Origin of the sequence: Shewanella spartinae, from assembly GCF_019457555.1 — a bacterium.
In the GTDB taxonomy this organism is placed as follows: domain Bacteria; phylum Pseudomonadota; class Gammaproteobacteria; order Enterobacterales; family Shewanellaceae; genus Shewanella; species Shewanella loihica.
This window is the reverse complement of sequence record NZ_CP080418.1, coordinates 1,538,885-1,560,947: the sequence shown is the minus strand read 5'-3', so window position 1 is coordinate 1,560,947 and position 22,063 is coordinate 1,538,885. Positions and strand designations below refer to the sequence as shown.

At 52.1% G+C, this 22,063-nt stretch carries 22 protein-coding genes; all 22 read right to left on the bottom strand.

Annotated elements, in window-relative coordinates:
* Nucleotides 1–35 precede the first annotated feature (35 nt).
* Entirely contained in the window at nt 36–1,379 is a 1,344-nt protein-coding gene (locus tag K0I31_RS06920; RefSeq protein ID WP_220080341.1) for a sigma-54-dependent transcriptional regulator, read from the bottom strand.
* Nucleotides 1,372–2,394, bottom strand: coding sequence for a sensor histidine kinase (locus K0I31_RS06915; protein ID WP_434086919.1), 1,023 nt, complete (start codon nt 2,392–2,394; stop codon nt 1,372–1,374). The genes K0I31_RS06920 and K0I31_RS06915 overlap by 8 nt, the downstream gene beginning before the upstream one ends.
* Before the next feature lie 221 nt (nt 2,395–2,615).
* Nucleotides 2,616–4,049 carry a sigma-54 dependent transcriptional regulator gene (locus tag K0I31_RS06910; protein WP_220044735.1) on the bottom strand — a complete coding sequence of 478 codons (1,434 nt, stop codon included), beginning with the start codon at nt 4,047–4,049 and terminating at the stop codon, nt 2,616–2,618.
* Between the two features lie 267 nt (nt 4,050–4,316).
* The gene (gene fliS, locus K0I31_RS06905; protein WP_144204202.1) at nt 4,317–4,727 is read right to left on the bottom strand and encodes a flagellar export chaperone FliS; all 411 of its coding nucleotides are present in this window, start codon (nt 4,725–4,727) and stop codon (nt 4,317–4,319) included.
* Nucleotides 4,728–4,733: 6 nt separating this feature from the next.
* Nucleotides 4,734–5,054: a hypothetical protein gene (locus K0I31_RS06900; RefSeq protein WP_220080339.1), complete on the bottom strand. Its 321-nt coding sequence runs from the start codon at nt 5,052–5,054 to the stop codon at nt 4,734–4,736.
* Between the two features lie 27 nt (nt 5,055–5,081).
* Complete coding sequence (gene fliD, locus K0I31_RS06895) at nt 5,082–6,455, bottom strand: flagellar filament capping protein FliD (protein ID WP_220080338.1); 1,374 nt, start codon at nt 6,453–6,455, stop codon at nt 5,082–5,084.
* A gap of 30 nt (nt 6,456–6,485) precedes the next feature.
* Nucleotides 6,486–6,875, bottom strand: a complete 390-nt coding sequence (locus tag K0I31_RS06890) for a flagellar protein FlaG (RefSeq protein WP_011865159.1) — start codon at nt 6,873–6,875, stop codon at nt 6,486–6,488.
* A 104-nt stretch (nt 6,876–6,979) separates the two neighbouring features.
* A complete protein-coding gene (locus K0I31_RS06885) occupies nt 6,980–7,798 on the bottom strand; it encodes a flagellin N-terminal helical domain-containing protein (protein ID WP_011865158.1) in 819 nt (272 codons plus the stop codon).
* A 236-nt stretch (nt 7,799–8,034) separates the two neighbouring features.
* The gene (locus K0I31_RS06880; protein ID WP_011865157.1) at nt 8,035–8,856 is read right to left on the bottom strand and encodes a flagellin N-terminal helical domain-containing protein; all 822 of its coding nucleotides are present in this window, start codon (nt 8,854–8,856) and stop codon (nt 8,035–8,037) included.
* 87 nt (nt 8,857–8,943) lie between these two features.
* Nucleotides 8,944–10,134: a flagellar hook-associated protein FlgL gene (flgL, locus tag K0I31_RS06875; RefSeq protein WP_220080337.1), complete on the bottom strand. Its 1,191-nt coding sequence runs from the start codon at nt 10,132–10,134 to the stop codon at nt 8,944–8,946.
* 11 nt (nt 10,135–10,145) lie between these two features.
* Complete coding sequence (gene flgK, locus K0I31_RS06870; RefSeq protein WP_220080336.1) at nt 10,146–12,062, bottom strand: flagellar hook-associated protein FlgK; 1,917 nt, start codon at nt 12,060–12,062, stop codon at nt 10,146–10,148.
* Nucleotides 12,063–12,126: 64 nt separating this feature from the next.
* Nucleotides 12,127–13,152, bottom strand: a complete 1,026-nt coding sequence (flgJ, locus tag K0I31_RS06865) for a flagellar assembly peptidoglycan hydrolase FlgJ (protein ID WP_220080335.1) — start codon at nt 13,150–13,152, stop codon at nt 12,127–12,129.
* Between the two features lie 47 nt (nt 13,153–13,199).
* Nucleotides 13,200–14,291: a flagellar basal body P-ring protein FlgI gene (locus K0I31_RS06860; RefSeq protein ID WP_220080334.1), complete on the bottom strand. Its 1,092-nt coding sequence runs from the start codon at nt 14,289–14,291 to the stop codon at nt 13,200–13,202.
* An 11-nt stretch (nt 14,292–14,302) separates the two neighbouring features.
* Nucleotides 14,303–14,977: a flagellar basal body L-ring protein FlgH gene (gene flgH, locus K0I31_RS06855; protein ID WP_041407052.1), complete on the bottom strand. Its 675-nt coding sequence runs from the start codon at nt 14,975–14,977 to the stop codon at nt 14,303–14,305.
* A 24-nt stretch (nt 14,978–15,001) separates the two neighbouring features.
* Nucleotides 15,002–15,790 carry a flagellar basal-body rod protein FlgG gene (gene flgG, locus K0I31_RS06850; protein ID WP_011865151.1) on the bottom strand — a complete coding sequence of 263 codons (789 nt, stop codon included), beginning with the start codon at nt 15,788–15,790 and terminating at the stop codon, nt 15,002–15,004.
* Between the two features lie 10 nt (nt 15,791–15,800).
* The gene (gene flgF / locus K0I31_RS06845; RefSeq protein WP_220080333.1) at nt 15,801–16,544 is read right to left on the bottom strand and encodes a flagellar basal-body rod protein FlgF; all 744 of its coding nucleotides are present in this window, start codon (nt 16,542–16,544) and stop codon (nt 15,801–15,803) included.
* Nucleotides 16,545–16,743: 199 nt separating this feature from the next.
* Nucleotides 16,744–18,105: a flagellar hook protein FlgE gene (flgE, locus tag K0I31_RS06840; protein ID WP_011865149.1), complete on the bottom strand. Its 1,362-nt coding sequence runs from the start codon at nt 18,103–18,105 to the stop codon at nt 16,744–16,746.
* A 63-nt stretch (nt 18,106–18,168) separates the two neighbouring features.
* Entirely contained in the window at nt 18,169–18,951 is a 783-nt protein-coding gene (gene flgD / locus K0I31_RS06835) for a flagellar hook assembly protein FlgD (protein ID WP_011865148.1), read from the bottom strand.
* Nucleotides 18,952–18,961: 10 nt separating this feature from the next.
* On the bottom strand, nt 18,962–19,381 hold the full coding sequence (gene flgC, locus K0I31_RS06830) for a flagellar basal body rod protein FlgC (RefSeq protein ID WP_011865147.1): 420 nt from the start codon (nt 19,379–19,381) through the stop codon (nt 18,962–18,964).
* A 2-nt stretch (nt 19,382–19,383) separates the two neighbouring features.
* Nucleotides 19,384–19,782, bottom strand: coding sequence for a flagellar basal body rod protein FlgB (gene flgB / locus K0I31_RS06825; RefSeq protein ID WP_011865146.1), 399 nt, complete (start codon nt 19,780–19,782; stop codon nt 19,384–19,386).
* A gap of 188 nt (nt 19,783–19,970) precedes the next feature.
* Nucleotides 19,971–20,810, bottom strand: a complete 840-nt coding sequence (locus tag K0I31_RS06820) for a CheR family methyltransferase (RefSeq protein WP_220045234.1) — start codon at nt 20,808–20,810, stop codon at nt 19,971–19,973.
* A gap of 137 nt (nt 20,811–20,947) precedes the next feature.
* Entirely contained in the window at nt 20,948–21,868 is a 921-nt protein-coding gene (locus tag K0I31_RS06815; RefSeq protein WP_011865144.1) for a chemotaxis protein CheV, read from the bottom strand.
* Nucleotides 21,869–22,063 lie beyond the last annotated feature (195 nt).

Sequence of the window (22,063 nt, the reverse complement as noted above, 5' to 3'; positions counted from 1 at the left end):
TCACTAACGCAGATAGACCAAAACGGCTACGCCTATCAGGCAGGGATCTGAATACCCATGTCGCGCATACGCGCCATCTTATATCTCAGGGTCCGGGCGCTGATACCCAGCTTTTCGGCCACCTGCTTGCGACTGCCATTACACTGATTAAGGGTCTCTAAGATGATCACATGTTCCTGTGCCTTGAGCTCATCCCCCAGCCCCTCAGGCTCGGCTACCTTTTCACTCTCAAAGCTGGGCTCCAGCACCACATCTTGAGTATCGATAACGATATCCTTGGCGCAGATGGTGTCGCCTGTCTGTAAGATCAGGGCGCGCTGAACCACGTTATCCAGCTCTCGCACGTTACCCGGCCACCTGTGGCCCAATAGACGCCTGCTTGCCTGATCGTCCAGGCTTGGCGCCACGGCTAAACCGGCAGCCTTGGCATGACGCAACACCAGGTGTCTCGCCAGCGGCAAGATATCCGCCGGGCGTTGATGCAGCGCCGGCCAGGTGAGTGGAAACACATTGATACGGTAATAGAGATCATCCCTAAAATCGCCTTTAGTCGCCATCGCCTTAAGATCTCGGTTAGAGGTCGCCAGCACGCGCACATCGAGTTTGATCGTCTTACGGCCGCCGAGTCGCTCGACTTCCCGTTCCTGCAACACCCTGAGCAGCTTGGCTTGCAACCCCAAATCCATCTCGGAGATCTCATCGAGCAGCAAGGTGCCGCCCTGAGCCTGTTCAAACTTACCGGGACAGGCCTGATACGCGCCGGTAAAGGCCCCCTTCTCGTAACCAAACAGTGTGGCTTCGAGCATGTTTTCAGGAATTGCCGCGCAGTTGATTGCCACAAATGGCTCGTTGGCACGCTGGCTGTGTTGATGAATATAGCGGGCAAGCACCTCTTTACCCGAGCCACTCGGCCCCATGATCATCACAGAGGCATCGGATTGGGCCACCTTCTGTGCCAGCGCCAAGAGCGCCAGGCTGCGCTCGTCGGCGACCACAGGTTGATCTTCGATAAGCTTAGGTTTGAGATAACGAGACACCTGGTTGAGCAACACCTCTGGGGCGAAGGGTTTCGCCAGATAGTCCACCGCGCCGAGCTTAATGGCGCTTACCGCACTGTCTATGGTCGCAAAGGCCGTCATCAATAAGATAGGCACCTGGGCATTATGCTGCTGAAGATAGTTCACCAGCCCGAGACCGCCTATCCCCTCCATCTGCACGTCGCTGATCACCATGTCGAATTCCTGGCCCTTGAGCGCGACGATGGCCGCCTCGGCCGATTCCACATCGACACATTCATACTGCGCCAGCAACAAGGTATCGACTAGGGCTTCACGCAGCGCCGCATCATCTTCAACGAGTAATATCTTGGCTTCAGCCATGGCTTACCTCCAGCCCAGATTCGGCCGATACAGCCGGCAGGTTAAACGAGGCGCGACATCCCTTTCCCGCGATACAATTGAGTTGCAAGCGGCCCTGATGATTTGCCACAACCGTCTGCACTACCGCTAAGCCCAGACCTGTGCCTTGGGCCTTAGTGGTAAAGAAAGGCTCTAACACCTTCTCCTGCATGTTGGTATCGAGCCCCTTACCGTTGTCGACCACCTCGAAGGCGACAGTCCCCGCCTCATCTTGGGCATTAAGCCAGATCTGACTGGCCCCGGCCTCGATACTGTTCATCACCAGATTGTTGATCGCCGAGCTTAGCGCCGCCGGATTAGCCTTAAAGCGCAAGTGAGTGTCTAGCTTAAGATGCAGCTGGCAACCCTTACGCTCGGCGATAGGTTCGCAGTTGGCCATCACGCTAGTCATCACCTGCTGCATGTCGCAAACTTCGGTCAATTCCTGCTGACGCCCCTTGGCCATCAGCAACATGTCATCCACCTGTTGCGACAGTTCATTGAGCCTGTCGATAAGCTTGCCCTGAAAACGCGCCCTCGAGGCCTGGGTCAGTTTAGGGCTCCCCAGGTTCGCGGCGTAGAGTAAGGCCGCCGACAAAGGTGTACGCACCTGGTGGGCCAGGCTGGCTACCATCTTACCTAAGGCCGAGAGGCGTTGCAGATGCGAGAGATTCTTCTGCAGCAGACGGGTTTCGGTCAAGTCGGTCAAGACGATGAGCTGACCAGGCTCGGGCGTTAGCGGCGTGATCGCCAGCTTCACCCGACGACCGTTCTTCAACGAGACCTCGTGACCGTCGTCATCTTGGGGCGAAAAGGCACGGTTGATCACCTGTAACCAGCGCATGCCCGCCAAGGGCTGCCCTAGCAATTGCACGGCAACGGGATTAGCATCTGTCACCACACCATCACCATTGAGGATCACTACGCCCGATGGCATGGCCTGGAGTATATGTTCCATGCGGCTGGAGATGGCATCGTTTGCCACCTCACCCCCCATAACTTGGGAAGGAGCCAGTGTTACCTGCGCCTGCGCTGTATATGCCACCTTTGGATTCGCGGCCATAACCACTCCGTCAATAATTTGCTGCTAAACAGGCCAATGCAGGTAACATGCCAATTAAAAAGCTAACAAAAAGTCAGAATTAACAGAGAATTATGAGTCAGATACGACAAAGGCCCAGAAATGGGCCCTTGATTATGGAGTGCGGCGAGCAGGAATTAATCTTTACTCATGCCATACTTGCGCATCTTCTCAACCAGTGTGGTACGGCGGATGCCAAGCATTTCTGCGGCGCGGGCCACCACATTGTCTTGTTGATCCAGTGCCTGGCGAATCATATCGATCTCAAGCTCAGCCAACAGATCCTTAAGGTTCACCCCTTCTGGTGGCAACTCGCTAGGGAAACGGCTCTCGGGAATATCGACCGCTACCTCATCGCTGAAGATAGAGGCCAGCGCATCGCGTTCCAACTCCTCTTCACTGACCTGAACCTGATATTCAGGCACATCTATGTGGCGGTATTTAAGCGGCAGGTCATTAACATCGACCAAGCCACCCGGATAGAGGATCGTCAGACGCTCAACCAGGTTAGAGAGTTCACGCACGTTACCCGACCAGCTATGTTCCTTGAGTGACTCAATCGCACGCTGGGTAAAGCGCACCTTGCCACGTCCCTCGTTATAAACGCGGCTCACTAATTCTTGCAGCAAAAGTGGGATATCGTCTTTACGCTCGCAAAGGGCCGGCATCTCCACGGGAAACACATTGAGGCGATAGAAGAGATCTTCGCGAAACTCGCCATTGGCGATCATGGTTTCAAGCTCTCTATGGGTCGCCGCGATGACACGCACATTGGTATGAATAGGCTTGCTGCCACCGACACGCTCGAAGACGCGCTCTTGCAATACACGCAGTAGCTTCACCTGCATCTGTAAGGGCATGTCGCCTATCTCATCGAGGAACAAGGTTCCGCCTTCGGCAAGTTCGAAGCGTCCCTTGCGGGCACTAATCGCACCGGTAAATGAGCCCTTCTCGTGACCGAACAGCTCACTCTCGAGTAGCTCTGGCGGGATGGCGCCACAGTTCACCGGGATGAAAGGTCCATCACGGCGATCGGAAATATAGTGGATATTGCGAGCAACCACCTCTTTGCCTGTACCGGACTGGCCTAAGACCAAGACAGTAGCATCTGAGCCCGCGACCTGATTGATCAGGTGACGCACCTGGGCGATCCCTTCACTGCGGCCTACTAGGCTGCGAAACAGTTTTGTCTGGTTACCACTGGTAGGAATATCTGGACGCTTAGCCTGCACAAATACTTGGCAAAAATGCAGCAGCTCGGTCAACTGAGGATAATTTAACGGCTCTTCGATACACCCCAACACATTGCCTGCCGACACATCGCCATTGGAGCCCAACAACAAGATTGGCTGCCAAGGCATAGAGGTGGCGATAGATTGCAACAGGGTCTTGTTTTGCGCCTCTTGTGCAATCACAAGTGCTCTATAGCGGGTATTCGACATTCGAGATTCGAGTTTGTCGACGGCAAGCAACTCGACCTGCTCACCAAGAAACTCAAAAACACAAGATAAGCGATTAATTCGCTCTGACTGATTACCGACAAGTAGAATTCGTTGATCTGTATGCATCATTTAAGAAGGCCGTAAAGCACTCAGTGTTATTCGCATTAATTATTAGTGTTAGTTGCTTCGAAAGCGAGATAATCGTTTTAATCCAGTTTTTCCAAAAAATGACTATCACACGGAATAGTGTATTATCAGCAGCACATTAGCAAGTATCAGATTCATTTTCTGACAAACTCATCTGATTTTAGAGCAAATTCTCAACGTATCAAGCATCAGGCGCCAATCGTTTGACGCCTGACAAAAAGTTGTTGTTCAGAAAGATAGTCGAGGCGATTAGATTGCCTCTGTGTGTGATGCTAAATGGTGTTCATTTTGGGGAATCGCGTCCCAGCCTTCCTTGATGGTTCGGATGATCTCGCTCACATCATCGATTGCCTTTACATCGTTATTCATGTTGGCCTCGGAGATTTTACGCAACATGAAATCATAGAGGTCGCTAAGATTACTGGCGATCTCGCCACCCGCCTCCATATTCAGGCTGTTGTTAAGCCCTGTGATGATGCCGATTGCCTTGCCGATATAGATACCTTTATTTTCTATATCGTTGTTTTCTATTGCATAACGACTCTGGGCCAATCGTTGCAGCGCACCTTCAAACATCATTTGGATAATTCGGTGTGGAGAAGCGACTGAGATCTCGCTCTCTAATGACACCTTTCGATATGACTGCAGTGACTTTCTCATAAAAACCTACCTTTCTGCATCTATAGACTTATAAACATTAAGTTGGCGTTGACTCTTACGTCCGACATGCAGTAACTCCTGACGATGCTTTAACAGGCTAACCGCCTGTGTCGTAAAGCTGCTGGTTAATTCCAGTTGAGTCTGCAATAGGGCTCTGTCTTCCTCTTTCGGTGAGGCGAGCACCTCGTCGAGCAAAAGTTGACGCTTTCCAACCAAGTCTAGCAAGTTCGATACCAACTCATCGGCGTCTTCCTGTTCGGCAGGTAACTGTTCCAGACGCCGCATAACTAAGGTAATTTGTTCGTTTAGCTTATCTAAAGGCTCCAATGCTCTTCCTTCTTACAGCACTCTCAACTAGGCTTTCTGAGATACGACGCCCGGTAGCGAGTTCAACCCATTAACGATACCGACAGATTGTTGATTCAGCTTACCCACAACCAGATCCATCGCATTAAACTGCTTAAATAGACGGGATTCTAATTGCTCCATCTTCAAAGAAAATGCTTCGCGCTGCGCATCGAGTCGCTTCTTATCAGCGGTGTAGATATTATTACGAGAATCGATCAGGCCACCACTCTTAACGTAACCCTCAACTAAACTATCCAATCTGTTGGCCAAACCTGTGGTATCTGTTGCAAACAAACTCTCGATGCTACTCATATCGTCACTGATGGCTTTATCCAGCTTAGTGCTATTGACCGACAGTTTGCCGTAGCGATCCGCCTCTATGCCTATGTCATAGAGGGCGACCGACTGCCCACCACCAAGATCGACACGATTTGAGATCATATTACGCATCTGAGACTCGATTGAGCGTATCATCGAATCCCCTTGGAGTGCCGATGCCACTTCCTTTTCCGCATCATAGGAAGAGACCTTATCTATGGTGCTCATTAAGCTGTTATAGGCGTCGACGAAGCCCTGAACATTCTCTTTTACCGCATCTTCATCGAGTTCAATCTTAAGCACTGAGGTCTTATTTAGATCGGCGTCGGTGAGATTAAGGGTCACGCCGGCTATCGCATTTTTGATTTCGTTGGTTTGCGACTGTAGCTTCTGACCATCTATGTAGACGATTGACTCTTTGGCGGCCTGCACTTCGCTCAGATTTCCTAGGCCAAACATGTCGCTAAGACCTGTACCAGACGTATCGCTTGCAGTTACGCTGATGTTATTATCCGGCCCTTCGGTATCGGAACTGATCACCAGACGACTGCCACCATCGGTAGTGACTATCGTTGCGGTAACCCCGACATTGTCGTCGGCACTGTTAATCTTGTCTGCAATGGCTGACAGCGAGTCGCCTGCGGCCACATCGACCGAGAAACTCTGACCATTTACGGTAAAGCCGAGACTGCCCTCACCTACTGCTGCACTGGCATCGGCCGTGAAGGCCCCTGCCACCTTGTGACGCTGGGCGAGTTGCTCAACGACTATGTTATAGCTACCCGTCTGCGCATTCTTATCAGCCGTGGCCGTAAAGAAGCTGCTGTCACCGGTTGAAACCTGACGTTGATTTAGACTGCTGCCATCTTTGAGTTTTTCAAGGGCATCCTGAAACTTTGACAGAGCACTCTTTAGCGAGCCCATGGCTGAGACTTTCGCATCGATTGTGTCTTCTGTCTTATTAAAGATCGCTTCTTTAGGCACCTTCTCAGCATCAACCAGCACCCCCACAATCGTGTTGATATCAAGCCCTGAACCTATGCCTGTTGCCGTTAATGCCATAACTACCTCTACTCAAACGCCAGCTGAAACCTAGGCTTCAGTTTTCATTAATAATCCAGTGACTTCAGAAAGTTTCTGCGCCAACCTCAATGCTTCTTCGTTTGGAATTTGACGGATCACATCACCCGAATCAATGTCCATAACGCTAACAATATTTGTGCCAGAATCTTCGTCAATCTTAAAAGCCAAGCCTTTACGCATCACAGACATCATATTTGACATCTCTTCAACCAACTTCTGCATCGCTTCGGGCGATTGCTCTTCGGCCTGAGCCGCTTCGGCTTGATTGCTCTGTTCGACCGCCTTGATCGAACCTTTGGCTAATTCCACGTCCTCTGCCGCATTTGCTTTAACAGGCGTCATGCCTATATCAATTTTAGCAGCTGTAGCATTGGATGAATTAACAGTATTAATATCCATGACCTATACCTCTACTTCGTTAATTTATCCTTAAAATCACGAAAGGGAGATCCGTCGCCGAACCTCCCTTGTCTTCATCAAACTCGGTCTAACCCATTACTTTATTAGAGTAAAGATAGGGCAACCTGTGGCAGCTGGTTAGCTTGAGCTAGCATAGCTGAACCGGTTTGCTGAAGCACTTGGTTCTTAGTCATAGCAGAGGTTTCTTTCGCGAAATCCACGTCTACGATACGGCTCTTAGCGTCAGCGACGTTAGCCTGAGTGTTAGCGCTGTTGCTGATGTTGTGTGCCAGACGATTTTGCACAGCACCTAGTTTAGCGCGTGAAGTATCGATCTTCTTGATTGCAGCATCAATTTTAGTCAGAGCTGAAGCACGACCAGCAGAGGTCAATACTGTCAGTGAGTTAACTGAAAGTGCAGCTGCATCAGACTTACCGACAGAAACCTTAATGTCTTCGCCATCTTGGTGACCAACCTGGAAAGTCTTACCAGCAGAGAAATCACCGTTAAGCAGCTTAGTATCACCAAAAGCAGTGTTAGTACCAATTGCAGTGATCTCGGTCGCAAGTGCATCCATCTCATCTTTCAGAGCTTGAAGGTCTGCAGTGCTGTTCGCGCCGTTTTCAGCTTGAATAGACAGGTCACGCATACGTTGCAGCATGTTGGTCTGCTCTTGCATCGCACCTTCGGAGATCTGGGCGATAGAGATAGCGTCGTTAGCATTACGCATACCTACTTCAAGACCACGAACCTGAGAGTTCAGACGGTTAGAAATCGCAAGACCGGCTGCGTCATCTTTTGCACTGTTAATGCGAAGACCACTAGACAGACGTTCCATAGAAGTCGCTAAGTTGCTACCTGAAGCGTTTAGGTTTTTCTGTGCTTTTAGAGATGTTACGTTAGTGTTTACTGTAATAGCCATAATCGATTCCTCTTTATACCTGGCTTAAAACTAAGCCTGTCTACTTAAGCCAGGCCGGTCTTACTGGGTTACAGTATATTTAACGGCAGAGGGTTTTCGATCTTTAGAAAATTTTTTATAAAAAATAGGCTATTTTTTATAATACATATATATCATGCACTTACATCACACAGAGACGAAAAAAACGGTGCAAAAAACTAATTTGCACCGTTTTATTGTGGGCCAAAACTGAGAGATTAACCCAGTAGTGACAGGGCAACCTGAGGTAACTGGTTAGCCTGTGCCAACATGGCAGAGCCTGTCTGCTGTAGCACCTGATTCTTCGTCATGGTTGAGGTTTCTTTGGCAAAATCCACATCCACGATGCGGCTCTTGGCATCGGCAACGTTAGCCTGAGTATTTGCGCTGTTACTGATGTTGTGCGCCAGACGGTTTTGCACCGCACCTAACTTGGCACGCTGGGTATCGATAACCTTAATAGCCGCATCAATTTTACCGATAGCGGAATCTCGGCCGGCTGACGTTAACACAGTAAGGCTATTTACTGACAGTACACCTGCGTTCAATGTGCCTACTGAGATAGTGACATCTTCACCGTCCTGGTGGCCTACCTGGAACAGCTTACCAGCAGAAAACTCACCCGTAAGTAACTTAGTGTTACCAAAGGCGGTACTGTTACCGATCGCCGTGATCTCTTCTGCGAGCTGGTCCATCTCATCTTTCAACGCTTGTAGATCGGCAGTGCTGTTGGCGCCGTTTTCAGATTGAATCGACAGATCACGCATACGCTGCAGCATGTTGGTTTGCTCTTGCATTGCGCCTTCAGAGATCTGCGCGATAGAGATAGCATCGTTCGCGTTGCGCATCCCCACCTCAAGACCACGAACCTGAGAGTTCAAACGGTTTGAGATCGCAAGACCGGCGGCATCGTCTTTCGCACTGTTGATGCGAAGGCCACTCGACAAGCGCTCCATAGAGGTTGCCAGATTTTGAGAAGAAGTATTTAGGTTCTTCTGCGCCTTCATCGATGTGACATTGGTATTAACATTAATAGCCATTGTGTTTTCCTCTTCTTGGTTGCACTGCCAAGACGTTGAGCTTGGCTAATAAATTAGAAGTTAAGTTTGTCAAAGGCCTGAGCCCGTTTAGATATAATCAAAAAGTGTCGTCGACCCGACTTTGCTAAACACACTCGATACGGCATTTAAGGCCAACTGTTGTTTCTCGAGCTCAGTTATCGCCGAGGCATAATCTAAATCTTCCAGCATTGAGAGCGCCGAACTGTTCACCAGTTTCTCTTCCACATGGGTCGAACTGTAACGCTCAATTTGCTTTAAGCTATTACCGGCTTCTCCCCGGGCAATGCTCAACTGATTGACACCACTATCGATATTATTCAACATCTGTGCCAACTCAGCTTTACCTTGGGGAGTATTCACCTTATTAGGATCTTCAAGCAAGGTGATCGCCTGGTTGATGGTATCGAAGACGCTCACCTGAGATTGCGGCGTGATACTAAAGGTATCCCCTGGGGCAGGCTGACCATCGAGTTTCACCTCGATACCGTTGAAGTTAATGGGATTGGCGGCATCGAAATTAGGCACAGTCGTTACCAGAGTCGCGGACGAATCGCGGATCTCAAGATTGGCGCCATTCATGGTAAAGCTATAGGTATCATCAACATAGGTGGCGGGATCGCTAATCGCGGCGCTCAGAACACGAAAATCCCCCGTCTGAGTCGACAAATAATTGGCGCTAAAGTCGCCAAGACCTGATGGCGCATTCATAAAGGCCTGATCGCCTGGCACATTGGTGCCCAGGGTGACACCTGAAGCCACTATGGCCTGGCGCACACCACTGTCACCGCTATAAACCACATTTCCCGCCGCATCGAAAGCAAAAGGCTGATTGCCAGTTTCATAGCCGGAAAACATATAGTTGCCCGATTCATCTTTGGTGTTGGCCACAGAAACCAACTCTTCCAATGTGCCTTTCAGCTCATCGGCAATCATTTGCCGCTCAGAATCAGACAGGCTGCCATTCACTGCACGCAGGATCTGCTCTCTAACCGAGCCGGTCAGGGTTTCGGCTGTGCCTAGCTTGCTCTCGGTTAAGGCCAAGCGATTGGTGGCGTAGTCGATATTCTTCATAAACTGATCGACCAGAGCATTTTGCTGATTAAGGTTATCGATTCCGATAGCCGCCACAGGATCGTCGCCCGCAGTATTGACCCGCTTACCACTGGCGATCTGATCGATGATCTTGCTGGTCGCCGATTGCTTGTTAAGCACGCTATTAATGTTTTGATTAAACATCTGCGCCGTTGAGATCCGCATAATAAAGGCTCCTATCTCACCGAACTAAAGAGGGTGTCGAAAATTTCAGTGGCCGTGGTCATGATCCGCGCCGAGGCCTGATAAGACTGTTGGAAGCGCATCAAATTGGCGGCCTCTTCATCCAGGTTTACCCCTGACTCACTCTGCACCCGGGTATAAGCCTGAGAATAGACGGCTTCTGCCGACCCGAAGGCCACCTCGGCGGCTTTGGCCTTGCCACCCACCTGCAACTTGGTGCCTTCGTAAACATCGGCCAGAGTCGAGCCGCCATTGTTCATCAGTTTGGTTTCCGCGAGCTTTGCCATGGCGACCGCATTGGTGTTATCCCCTTCGGCGAAGCTGAGGTCGAAGGTAAACCTGTCAGTGGCTGGCGCGCTGGCATCCACCTCGAAGGTGAAGCCATAGGCACTGATGGATGGCGGCGTAAAGGCTGTCGGCGCACCAAGCGAGTTGCCCGCCGCATCGAATACTTCGAAGGTATTTGCCGTGGTATCTATCTCGAAGGTCAACTCGCTGCCGGTTAAAGGGAAGTTAGCCACACTGCGATTGTCGATACTCACTAGTTTCACCTGGGTATTGCCAGAATTTGCGGCATCTTGTGTGATTTTTGGCGCAGCGGCGGCAATCCCCTTAGGATCTGTCATCACCACCTTGATACCGGCCGCAGCGCCGGATGTGGGACGGATCTCGAACCTATCCCCCGAGGCCATGGCGCCAGAATCAATATTGATGCTAAAGCCGTCACCACCGGTCAGCTGACTGCCATTAAGGGTCAATGGCGTCACGGAGCCGGTTTGCTGATCTCTGAGCTCATAAGTAGCAGGTGCAGTAAAGGTCAGCTCGTAGCTGCCACCGGACAGGGCATTGACATCATCTATGTTGACTCTAAGTGCCGCGTTACCCGTGTTGTTGTCATAGGCGCCGGCGCGGCCCACAGACATGGCTGGATCGTTAATATCCAAGAAGAGATCACTGCCGACTTCACCATTAAGATCGAAGCCTTGGGACTGCGCCTGATTAAAACTGTCGGCAATACCCAGAGCCAACTGGCCCATCTCTAGCTGCGCCGGGATCAGTGTCTCGTCGCGAAATTGAAACAGGGCTCCCAGGCTACCGCCCATCTTGCTGGGATCGACCACTAAGGTCTGATTGCCGGCCGTAGTGGTGATACGCAACTCACCAGGATACGGGTCACCCGTGGTCGCGCCCATCTGCATAGAGACTTCGCCGGATACCAACATCACGGCGCCGCCGAGCATGATGCTCTTGGCGCCAGATTCGAGTGGGATCACGTTAACCTGAGCGTATTCGCTGAGCTCCTGGATTAGGGCATCCTGCTTATCGAGCAGCTGCATGTCGGCGCCCTGAGACTTCATCAGTTCCTGATTGATATGGCCAAGTTCGGTACTGATCTCATTGATCCTATCTGTCATAGCCGAGATCTGATCGTTAGTCTGCTTCATCTGACCATCGAGCTGCGACTGCATCTGATTGAGCGACTTGGCGATCTGGTCCGCATTACCCAGTAGACTGCCGCGAATGCCCATATCATCGGGCAGATCCGCCAGGCTGTTGAGCCCGGCAAAGAGATCGTTAAGGCTCTGCGGCACCGCCTTACCTATCTGAGAAAACAGCTGATCCAGCTCGCTCATCTTAGTCTGGGTGGTCTGCGCCTGGCTCAGCGCCGTCTGACCGATACGCAGCTCACGGGCCGCATATTCGTTATAGATACGTTTGACGTCGGTAATATAGGTGCCGGCGCCATAGAAGCTGTTGCCCAGACGCTGGGACTCCAGGCTAGACTGCTCAGCCACCTGACGGTGGTAACCCTGAGTATTGGCATTGGTAATGTTGTTACTGGTCACCGCCAGCTGCGACTGAGAGGCAAGCACGCCGGTACGGGCGATATTCAGCAGATCCATCGACATTATGCTTTACCTCTTATTGCACCTGTTGCTAACTGAGCACTCATCACTTATCTTTCTCCACTTGTCACTTGCCAATGGCCGCGCCAAGCTGTTTGTTTACCGTTTGAGCCACTGTCTGAGTTACCGCCTGCATCACCTTGATCACCTTGTCGGCATAATCTGGGTCTGTGGCATAACCGGCATCTTGCAGGCCTCGAATGAAGGCGGCGGGATTAGAGGCCTTGTCCATCGCCTCTTGATAGCGCTCGCCTTCGGAGATGAAAGAGACGAAATCGTCAAAACTTTGTTTAATATCCTGATACACCCTGAAATCGGCGCGCTGCTTCACCGCAACCCCATGTTCAAACTCCAGAGTACTGACGCCGGCCCGCTCACCATCCCAGCGGCGATCGGCCTTGATGTTAAATAGGTTATTGCTAGGCTGACCATCGGCGCGGCGCACCATCTTCTGTCCCCAACCTGTCTCGAGTGCCGACTGGGCAATCAATACCTCTGGGCTGGTACCCAAGGCCTTAGCCGCCTGCTCCGCATGGGGATAGACCGCCTTAACGAACGCCTCACGGCTCTCGAAGCCCTTATTAGCCAAACCTGTTGGCGCCTGAGACGGCAAGACCTTGCCGCTCACTAGCTCATCAAATATCCGCGGCAAGGGCTTATCGGCGCCTAATTCCTTGCTTTGAACTTCTGCTTGAGCCAGAGATTGTCTATCTACTTGTTGCGCACTATTAGCAACCGGACTCACCATGCCGCCACGCAGCACAGAAGCCGGCGTCATCCGGCTGGTCTGCGGCGAGAGCTGCTGCACCATGAGATCCGCAAGGCCCAGCATCCCCTTATCCGAAAGGTTGACCGACATCTGCTGATCATGCATCTGCTCGTAAAATTTGGTGTACTGGCTGTTCATGGGGCTATCTGACTCAAACACCGCATTGGCATCGCGCATGCTTTTCATCAACATCTGCACGAAGATGCCCTCAAACTGCTGCGCCACCTCTTTGAGTGCCGCCTTGTCATCTTTTTGCGCCTTGGCACGTAGGGAGTCCAGGCCCCCTATGTCCAAGAAATGCGATGCGTTTGACAGCTTATCCATGTTGAGTCCCGATGCCTTGGCGACGACTAACTCGTCTGCGACAAAATTTAGATGATGATAAGCTCACCATGCAAAGCACCTGCCACCTTTAACGCTTCCAGTATGGCTAACACGTCAGATGGCGCGGCGCCGACCAGATTCACCGCCCGCACCAGCTCATCGAGGGTAGTACCAGGGTTAAACAGAAACATGCGATTATCCGCTTCGGACACATCTATGGTGCTGTCGCTGGTGACCACGGTATCGCCCCCCGCCAAGGGATTAGGCTGAGACACCTGGGTCGCCTCGGCGATAGTCACCGTCAGGCCGCCATGGGTCACCGCCGCCGGCAGCAGGCGCACATCTTTACCCACCACTATGGTGCCGGTGCGGGAATTGACGATCACCTTGGCCGACTCGGACGCTGGCTCGACTTCGATGTTTTCCAGCGTCGCCAGGAAAGAGACGCGCTGGGAGACATCCCGCGGCGCACTCACCTGCACCGAAGCCGCATCCAGTGGGCGGGCCATGCCAGGGCCTAAGAGATCGTTGATGGCATCTGCGAGGCGCTTGGCCGTCGAAAAATCGGCGCGGCGCAGGTTAAAGGTCAGGTGATCGCCGGTAGAAAATGGCGTCGCCACGGTGCGCTCGACGATGGCGCCATTGGGGATTCGCCCCACGGTCGGCGTATTCTGAATCACCTTAGAGCCATCGAGTCCTTCGGCGCTAAAGCCGCTAACCACCATGCTGCCCTGGGCGATGGCATACACGTTACCGTCGACCCCCTTGAGGAAGGTCTGCAGCAAGGTACCGCCGCGCAGGCTCTTGGCCTCACCCAAGCTAGAGACGGTGACATCAAGCGTCTGACCGGGCTTGATGAAGGCAGGCATGTCGGCACTCACCGCCACCACGGCGACGTTCTTGATCTTGGGGCGAAAGTTATCCGGCAGATTGATGCCGAAGTTTTTCAGCATGGTCTTGAAGGTCTGCTCGGTATAACGTGTCTTCTCGCCGGTGCCCGGCAGGCCAACCACCAGACCATAGCCGATCAGCTGGTTGCTACGTACCCCTTGTACATTGGCGATATCTTTGATGCGCTGGGCCGAGCTGGCTGCGGAAAACACCATCAGGGCACAGGCCATTATTAATTTCATCTTCATGGCATCGCTCCTTAGAAGGGCCACCAGTCGCTCATAAAGAACTGGCTTAACCAACCCACTTTCTGCGCATCGGCAAAGGTGCCCGTGCCGCTATATTGAATACGGGCATTGGCCACACGCTGAGAGTCTATGGTGTTGTCGGGACGGATATCCTGCGAGCGTACTATGCCGGTCAACCTGACAAACTCATCGCCGTTATTGATGGTGATCCACTTCTCGCCGCGGATCACCAGGTTACCGTTATTCAGCACCTGCATCACATTGGCCGAAATGCTGCCCGACAGGCTGTTGCTCTGATCGGCATCCGACTCACGCTTGGTGTTCATGCTGTCTTTGTAGCGCAGATCTATGGGTGAGCCGCTAATAGTGACGTTGCCGCCTCCGGCATAGATAGGATCCAGCGTCAGATCTGAACCCTTCTTCAATTCGTTGTTGGCGCTCTTCTTCGCCTTGGTCGACTCTTGCAGGATCACGGTAATGATATCGCCGACCTTAAGCGCTTTGATGTCCGAATAGAGACTAGAGGCCTGGCTATCCTGATACATAGAGCCCGTGGCGGCGATCTTAGTCGGCGGCGCCTCGGGATACACTGGTGCATAGTAAGGGTCATCGGCGATCGGCTTCTGGTTGGTTGAGGCACAGCCCACCAACGCCAGCGCGACCACTAAGACAGATGACTTAGCCATATCAAACTTAGTCATATCAAACCTCTACAAATTCTGATTGACGTAAGAGAGCATCTGGTCGACGGCCGAGATCACCTTAGAGTTCATCTCGTAGATACGTTGACTCTCGATCAGGTTCACCAGCTCCTCGGTCACGTTAACGTTAGAAGTTTCCAGCGCGCCCTGACGAATGGCGCCCATGCCATCCAGAGAGGCTGTGCCCTGAATCGGCGTGCCGCTGGCACCGGTTTCCAGATAGAGGTTCTGCCCCATAGGATCCAGGCCGCTCGGATTGATGAAATCTGACATGCTCAGCTGACCCACCACCTGGTTTTCCGCCGCGCCAGGGGTCTTCACCGAGACCTCCCCTTCGGCAGACACGGTAATGCTAGTCGCATCATCCGGGATGGTGATCGCCGGTTGCAGCACATAGCCAGAGCCTGGCGTCACTATCTGCCCGGTATCGTCCAAGGTAAATTGACCATTTCGGGTATAGGCGGTTGTGCCGTCTGGCAGCTGCACCTCGAAGAAACCCGGGCCTTCGATCATCAGATCCAGTGAGTTGTCTGTGGTGAGCATATTGCCCTGGGTGAACATCTTCTGGGTCGCCACCACCTTGGTACCCGCACCTATGTTCAGGCCGTTGGGTAACTTGGTGTTGGAGGCGCTGATGCCACCCGCCTGATTGACGGTTTGATAGAGCAGGTCTTCGAAAACAGCCCGGCTCTTCTTGTACCCAACTGTGCTCGCGTTCGCCACATTGTTGGAGATCACCGAGATATCTGTTTGCTGGGCATCTAAGCCAGTCTTACTAATCCATAACGCCGGATGCATAATCTATCTCCTAACTAATGCGCATTAATGACGAAGAGGCTTGATCCATCTCTTCGGCGGTTTTCATCATCTTGACCTGCATCTCAAACTGGCGCTGCAGATCGATTAAAGAGACCATCTCGTCGACGGCGTTGACATTGCTGCCTTCGATGGCGCCACTTTCCACGGCAACATTGGGATCGGCCGGGGCGTTAACGCCAGACATTTGACGGAACAGACCATCTTCGCCACGCATCAGGTTTTGATTACCAGGGTTAACCAACTTGATACGGCCGACCTCCTCGATCACCTCAGCGGTTGAGCCGAGCGGTCTTACCGAGATGGTGCCATCCTGGGCAATCTCGACCTTTTCGATAGGAAGGGGTAACACGATAGGACCGGCATCACCCATCACAGGGTTGCCTCTGTCGTTACGCAGCAGGCCTGAAGTATCGAAACTCAGGCTGCCAGAGCGAGTGTAGGCCTCACCGCCATCGACGGCCTGCACGGCAATCCAACCGTCACCTTTCACCGCGATATCGAGATCCCGTCCCGTGGTCTTAATCGGACCGGCGGCAAAGTTAGCCGACGGGTTCTCTGTCATCGAAAACACCCGTGTCGGCAACCCTTCGCCAAAGGCCTGCATAGATCTGGCCTGTTCCAGATCCGACTTAAAGCCGTCGGTATTGGCATTGGCAAGGTTGTTGGCACGCACTGCCAGCGAATTCATATTCTGCTTGGCGCCACTCATGGCGACATAGAGTAATTTATCCACTTGCTGCTCCGTCAATGTTTCAACTAAAACTGTCTAATAACAGAACAAAGCAAACATCATGCCAAGCAATAGATTTGGTTAAGCAGGTGAAATCAAGCAGATAGAAATGAAGCTAAGGAAGGAAAGGAGAAGCGGCAAGAGAAGCGGAAATGTGTTGCCGCCAAGGCAACACATTTCACTCGTCCTAATAAGCGGTAGCTTAACGGATCTGCAGTACCGTCTGCTGCAGGGTGTTGTTCACTTCTAAGGTACGCGAGTTCGCCTGGAAGTTACGCTGGGCCGAGATAAGATCTACCAGCTCAGTGGTCAGGTCGACGTTTGACTGCTCCAGCGCCGATGAGCGAATGCTACCGAAGGTGCCGCTGTTGGCCTCACCCGCCAGTGCCGGACCCGAGTCCAGGCTCTCCTTCCAGGAGGTGTTACCCACCTGAGTCAGGCCCTGCTCGTTGGAGAAGCGCGCCAGGGCGACACGCGCCAGAGGCACGGTAGAGCCGTTACTGTAGCTGGCGTTAATCAAGCCATCGGCGCCCACTTCCACGTTAGTCAGACGACCCACTGTGGTACCGTCCTGGCTCAGCTCGGTTACCTCGAATGGCGAGGCATATTGCGTCGGGCTGTTGAAGTTAAGGGTGAGTGTCTGGCTACCATCTGTACCTGGGCCTAACACATTAGCGCCGCCGACACCGAGCGTCTCTGTGGTGATCACCGCAGGATCGCTGCCGGTATAGGCACCAGTATCGTTAAACGAGAGCACAGAGCCCTTCCAGCCGCTGGCGTTAACCGCTGTGCCGGTCGAGTCAGCCACACCGTCACCCGTAGTATCACGACCATAGGTGCCCGCGGCGCCCGCCAAATCCACCTGCTTGCCGTCAACCGCATAGAAGGCCACCCAGTTACTGGTGCCTGTGTAAGCCGCCTCGGGTGGACGCACGAAATAGGTGGTCAGAATATGTGGCTCACCCAGTGAGTCGTACATGGTGACCGAAGTCGAGTTGTTGTAGGTATCGGGGTCATTCGGATTAAAGTTCGCTGGATCCAGCGTGCCCTCACCCGCGTTGAGGTTCATCTGAATACCGATATTGTCTGTCTTCTGTGGGCTACCGGCAGTGTCAGGGATCTTCACCGGTTGAGTAGTTGTCAGACTCACAGAGGTCGAGTTGCCATCTTTGTCCACCGGGAAGGTCTGCAGGTAGTTACCTGCAGAGTTCACCAGGTAACTGTCGGCATCGACCTTGAAGGCACCGGCGCGGGTGTAGGAGAGATCCTGTGAACCCACTTCCGATGAGGTCACAAAGAAACCGCCGCCATTGATCGCCATATCCAGCGCGTTGCTGGTAAATTGCAGACTGCCCTGTTGGAACTGCTGTGCCACCTGAGCCGTGGTAACACCGCCACCGACAGTAGTCTTGCTGTTGGCAAAGATAGAGCTGGCATACACGTCGGCGAACTCGGCGCGCGACTCTTTAAAGCCTGTGGTGTTAACGTTAGCGATGTTATTCGCCGTGGTATTGAGATCTTTTTGCGCCGCCGCGATACCACTCAATGCAATGTTAAATGACATAAATCACCTCACTAAAAATTTGTTATCTGTTCTGGACCTAACTGCCCTAACGCTCTGCTTTGTCTAGGTTTCAGACACGGCCAGAACATCACCGAGTTTGATACCGCCTATGCCTCTCAAGTTGAGAATTGCGCCGGTACTTGCCGTTCCCAGCGAAACACTCGTCACGTGAGCGTAGGTCGATACGGCTAAATCTTCACTCTTACCATCTACCTTGCCCGATGCCTTAATGGAATAGTTACCACTGGCAACGGGTTCCCCATCCTTATCCAGTCCATCCCAGGAGACATCTATATTGCCGCCATCGCTACCATCGACGGTGAAGGTCTTCACCAGCTGCCCCTTCTCGTCTTCGATACGCACGGTTATCGACTCGATAGGCTCTGGGGTACTGATCACCCCTTTAAGCACGGGATCTTCAGCCGAAATATGACCGGTATCCGATGGGATCAACACCTTCTGCCCCACCAGACCTGACGCCTGCAGCGCCTGGCTCGAGGTCATCACGGTGTTGAGGTTAACTATCTCCTCGTTAAGCTTGGTGATGCCATCTACGGTGGAGAAAGACGCCATCTGGGCGATCATCTGATCGTTGTCCACCGGCTTAAAAGGATCCTGCATCGACAGCTGCTGACTGAGCAGAGAGAAGAAATCCTCCTGGGTCAGCTCCTGACTCTTGGCCTCAGGGATCGAGGACTCCTCTTGCAGACGCATGCTGTCGAGAAACGGATTTCCCGTAGTCTGTGTGGTTGCCTGACTGCTCGACGCCTGAGGCGTCACCGACTTGGCGCTCTGGGTCGAACTGGTTTGCGCAACCTGAGTATTTAACGGATTAACTAGGCTCACGACTTACCCCCTAGGAATTGCCAATGCGCAAGGTTTGCTGAAGCATAGATTTTGCCGCGTCGGCAACCTGTACGTTCATCTGGTAGGAACGAGAGGCCGAGATCATGTTGGCCATCTCCTCCATCACATTGACATTTGGCTTATAAATAAACCCATCGGCATCCGCTAACGGATGATCGGGTGAATACTCTTTCTGTAACGGCTTATCGCTCTCGACAATACCGGCCACCTTGACCGCCTGACTGGTATTCTGCTGATGACTGGCCTTGGCTAGCTCGGCCTCGAAAACCGGGTGACGGGCGCGATAGGTCTTATCCACACTGCTGGAGACTGAATCGGCATTAGCGATGTTACTGGCAGTGGTATTTAGCCTGACCGACTGGGCCGACATGCCAGAGCCTGCCACATTGAAGATATTAAAAAGGCTCATGATTACGTTCCTTTAAGGGCTTTTTTCAGGCCGGAAAACTTACCGTCAAGAAAACCTAACGACATCTGATACTCGAGCGCATTCTGCATAAACTCTGACTGCTCCTGCTGAATATCCACAGTATTGCCATCACCTGTATCGGGCTGATTGGGCACCCGATAGCTAATGTGTTGCTGGGAAAGCGCCGCCAAATCGAAGTGCTTCTCGTTGCTACGGCTCATCGCAAGCCCGCTTTGGGCCGTGCGCGCCGCCTGCAGCGCCTTATCAAAATCCAGGTCTTTCGCCTTGTAATGGGGCGTATCGGCATTGGCGATATTTGACGAGATCACCTCGGCACGCGCCGAACGTATCCCCAAGGTATACTGATGTATCCCCAATGCCTTATCGAAACTAATCGCCATAAAATTGCCTCCACACACGAATACCGTAAACAAAGCAATACTTGTGCCAATAAAATCAGTTCTAGGTAACTTGCTCAGGCAAAGCAGATATAGAAATGGCAAGCATAAAAAATGCCAGCGATTGCTGGCATTTGAAACTTGATTGCGAACTCAGAGGGTTAGCCCCTTGAAGGGCTAGGTTTGCGACCTTAGGTCCGCTTCTGGTAATAGATTCCAGGGTTACACCTCACCATATCAAACTCGTCGGTCAGGCCGGCAATCGACTCCGAGGCCCCCAGAAACAGTATCCCCTTGGGATTGAGGGCGGCAGCAAATTGCCGCAATATCTTGGCCTTTGCCTCTGGGGCAAAATAGATCAGCACGTTGCGGCAAAAGATGATGTCAAACTTGCCGAGCAAGGTGTAACTCTCGAGCAGATTGTGCGCCCTGAAATTCACCAAACGCTTGACGTTGGCCTTCACCACCATGGAGCCAGTCCCCGTGGGTTCAAAAAACTGACGTTTACGCTCCTCGGACAGACCTCGCCCCAAGGCGAGGTTGTCATATTCGGCCGCCTTACAGCGCTCTAACATTGAGGGGGAGAGATCCGTTGCCAGAATCGTCGCACTGCCGGGCAAGGCGCCAGGCTTGCGCTGCTGATATTCCAAGATGGTCATGGCTAGCGAATAGGGTTCCTGCCCCGACGAACAGGCGGCCGACCAGATCTTCAGCGGCCGTCCTAGGCGGGCATATTCGGGTAACAGGTTATTGCCTAACAACTCGAAGGGATAGCGATCGCGAAACCACAAGGTTTCGTTGGTGGTCATGGCGTCGATCACCTCGGCACGAAGTTGCCGCTCGGTGGGCTTCATCGAATGTTTAACCACTTCAGATAATGAGGGAAGGTTATATTTCCCCATCAGAGGCGCGAGTCGACTACGAACCAAATATTGCTTATTGTCGCCCAACACAATACCGCTGTGTTGTTCCAGAAATAATTTAAATTGGTTGTACTCGGCTTCGGCAAGTGATTTATTCGGCACCTTGATATCCCAATATCAAAAAAGAAAACAGGCTACAACATACACTATAGCAAGCGTTACAGAGGTCAGCGTTATACATTAGCTAACTCACTGATACAAGCCTAAACTTACCAAATTTAGGCTCAGGCCCAACTTAGTACAAATTACAAACTAAGATGCTTATTCACCGCCGCCGCTAATTCATCAGGATTAAATTTCGCGATAAAGTCATTAGCGCCCACCTTCTCCACCATGGCCTGGTTAAATACGCCACTGAGCGAGGTATGCAACACTACCTTAATATCTTTCAATTTAGGATTGTCGCGGATCTCTGCCGTCAGGGTATAACCATCCATCTCAGGCATCTCGATATCGGAAATGATCAGCGGGATCTCATGGGCCACGTTATCCATCTCGGCGGCGACGCTCACCAGCTTATCTAAGGCCTCGCGGCCATCTTTGGCGGTATCTATCTGCAGGCTCAAAGATTCCAGGGCACGAATGATCTGCTTACGCGCCACGGCCGAATCGTCGATCACCATGATGTGATAGTGACGCTCTCTGTCTATGGTCAACTGCTCGTCGACTTCTTGGCTGATCTGAGTCTTCACCGGCGAGATCTCATCGAGGATCTTCTCGACATCGAGGATCTCCACCAGCTCACCCTCAATCTCGGTCACGGCGGTCAGGTAGGAGTATCGTCCCGCGCCTTGCGGCGGCGGCATGATCGCCTCCCAGTTCATGTTGATGATACGCTCGACCGACTTAACCAGGAACCCCTGCACACTGCGGTTGTACTCGGAGATGATGATGAAGCAACCTTCGGTATCTTCTATCGGTCTGCCGCCGGTGGCCGCGCTGAGATCGATCACCGAAATGGTCTGGCCGCGAATATGGGCCACGCCCCTCACATAGGGATTGAGCTTAGGCAGGCCTGTCAGTGGCGGGCACTGCAGCACCTCTTTCACCTTAAATACGTTAATGCCAAACCTTTGCCGCCCGTTTAACTTAAACAGCAATAGCTCTAAGCGGTTTTGTCCTACAAGTTGGGTGCGTTTGTTAACTGATTCAAGAATACTCGACATAATGCCTTTGCCCTGTTGTCGGGTGAATGCGAAGCCGTTCCCATGGTAAATATGAGTATAGGCATACTAATTGCTTTATCTAGTTATATGACAACCAGACCTTTACTTTGTCAAATTTATGACACTCATTTCTCACAAAAAATGGCAAAGCCTTGGCTCTTAAAACGAAGTATAGGTGTAATCTGGCTAATCAAG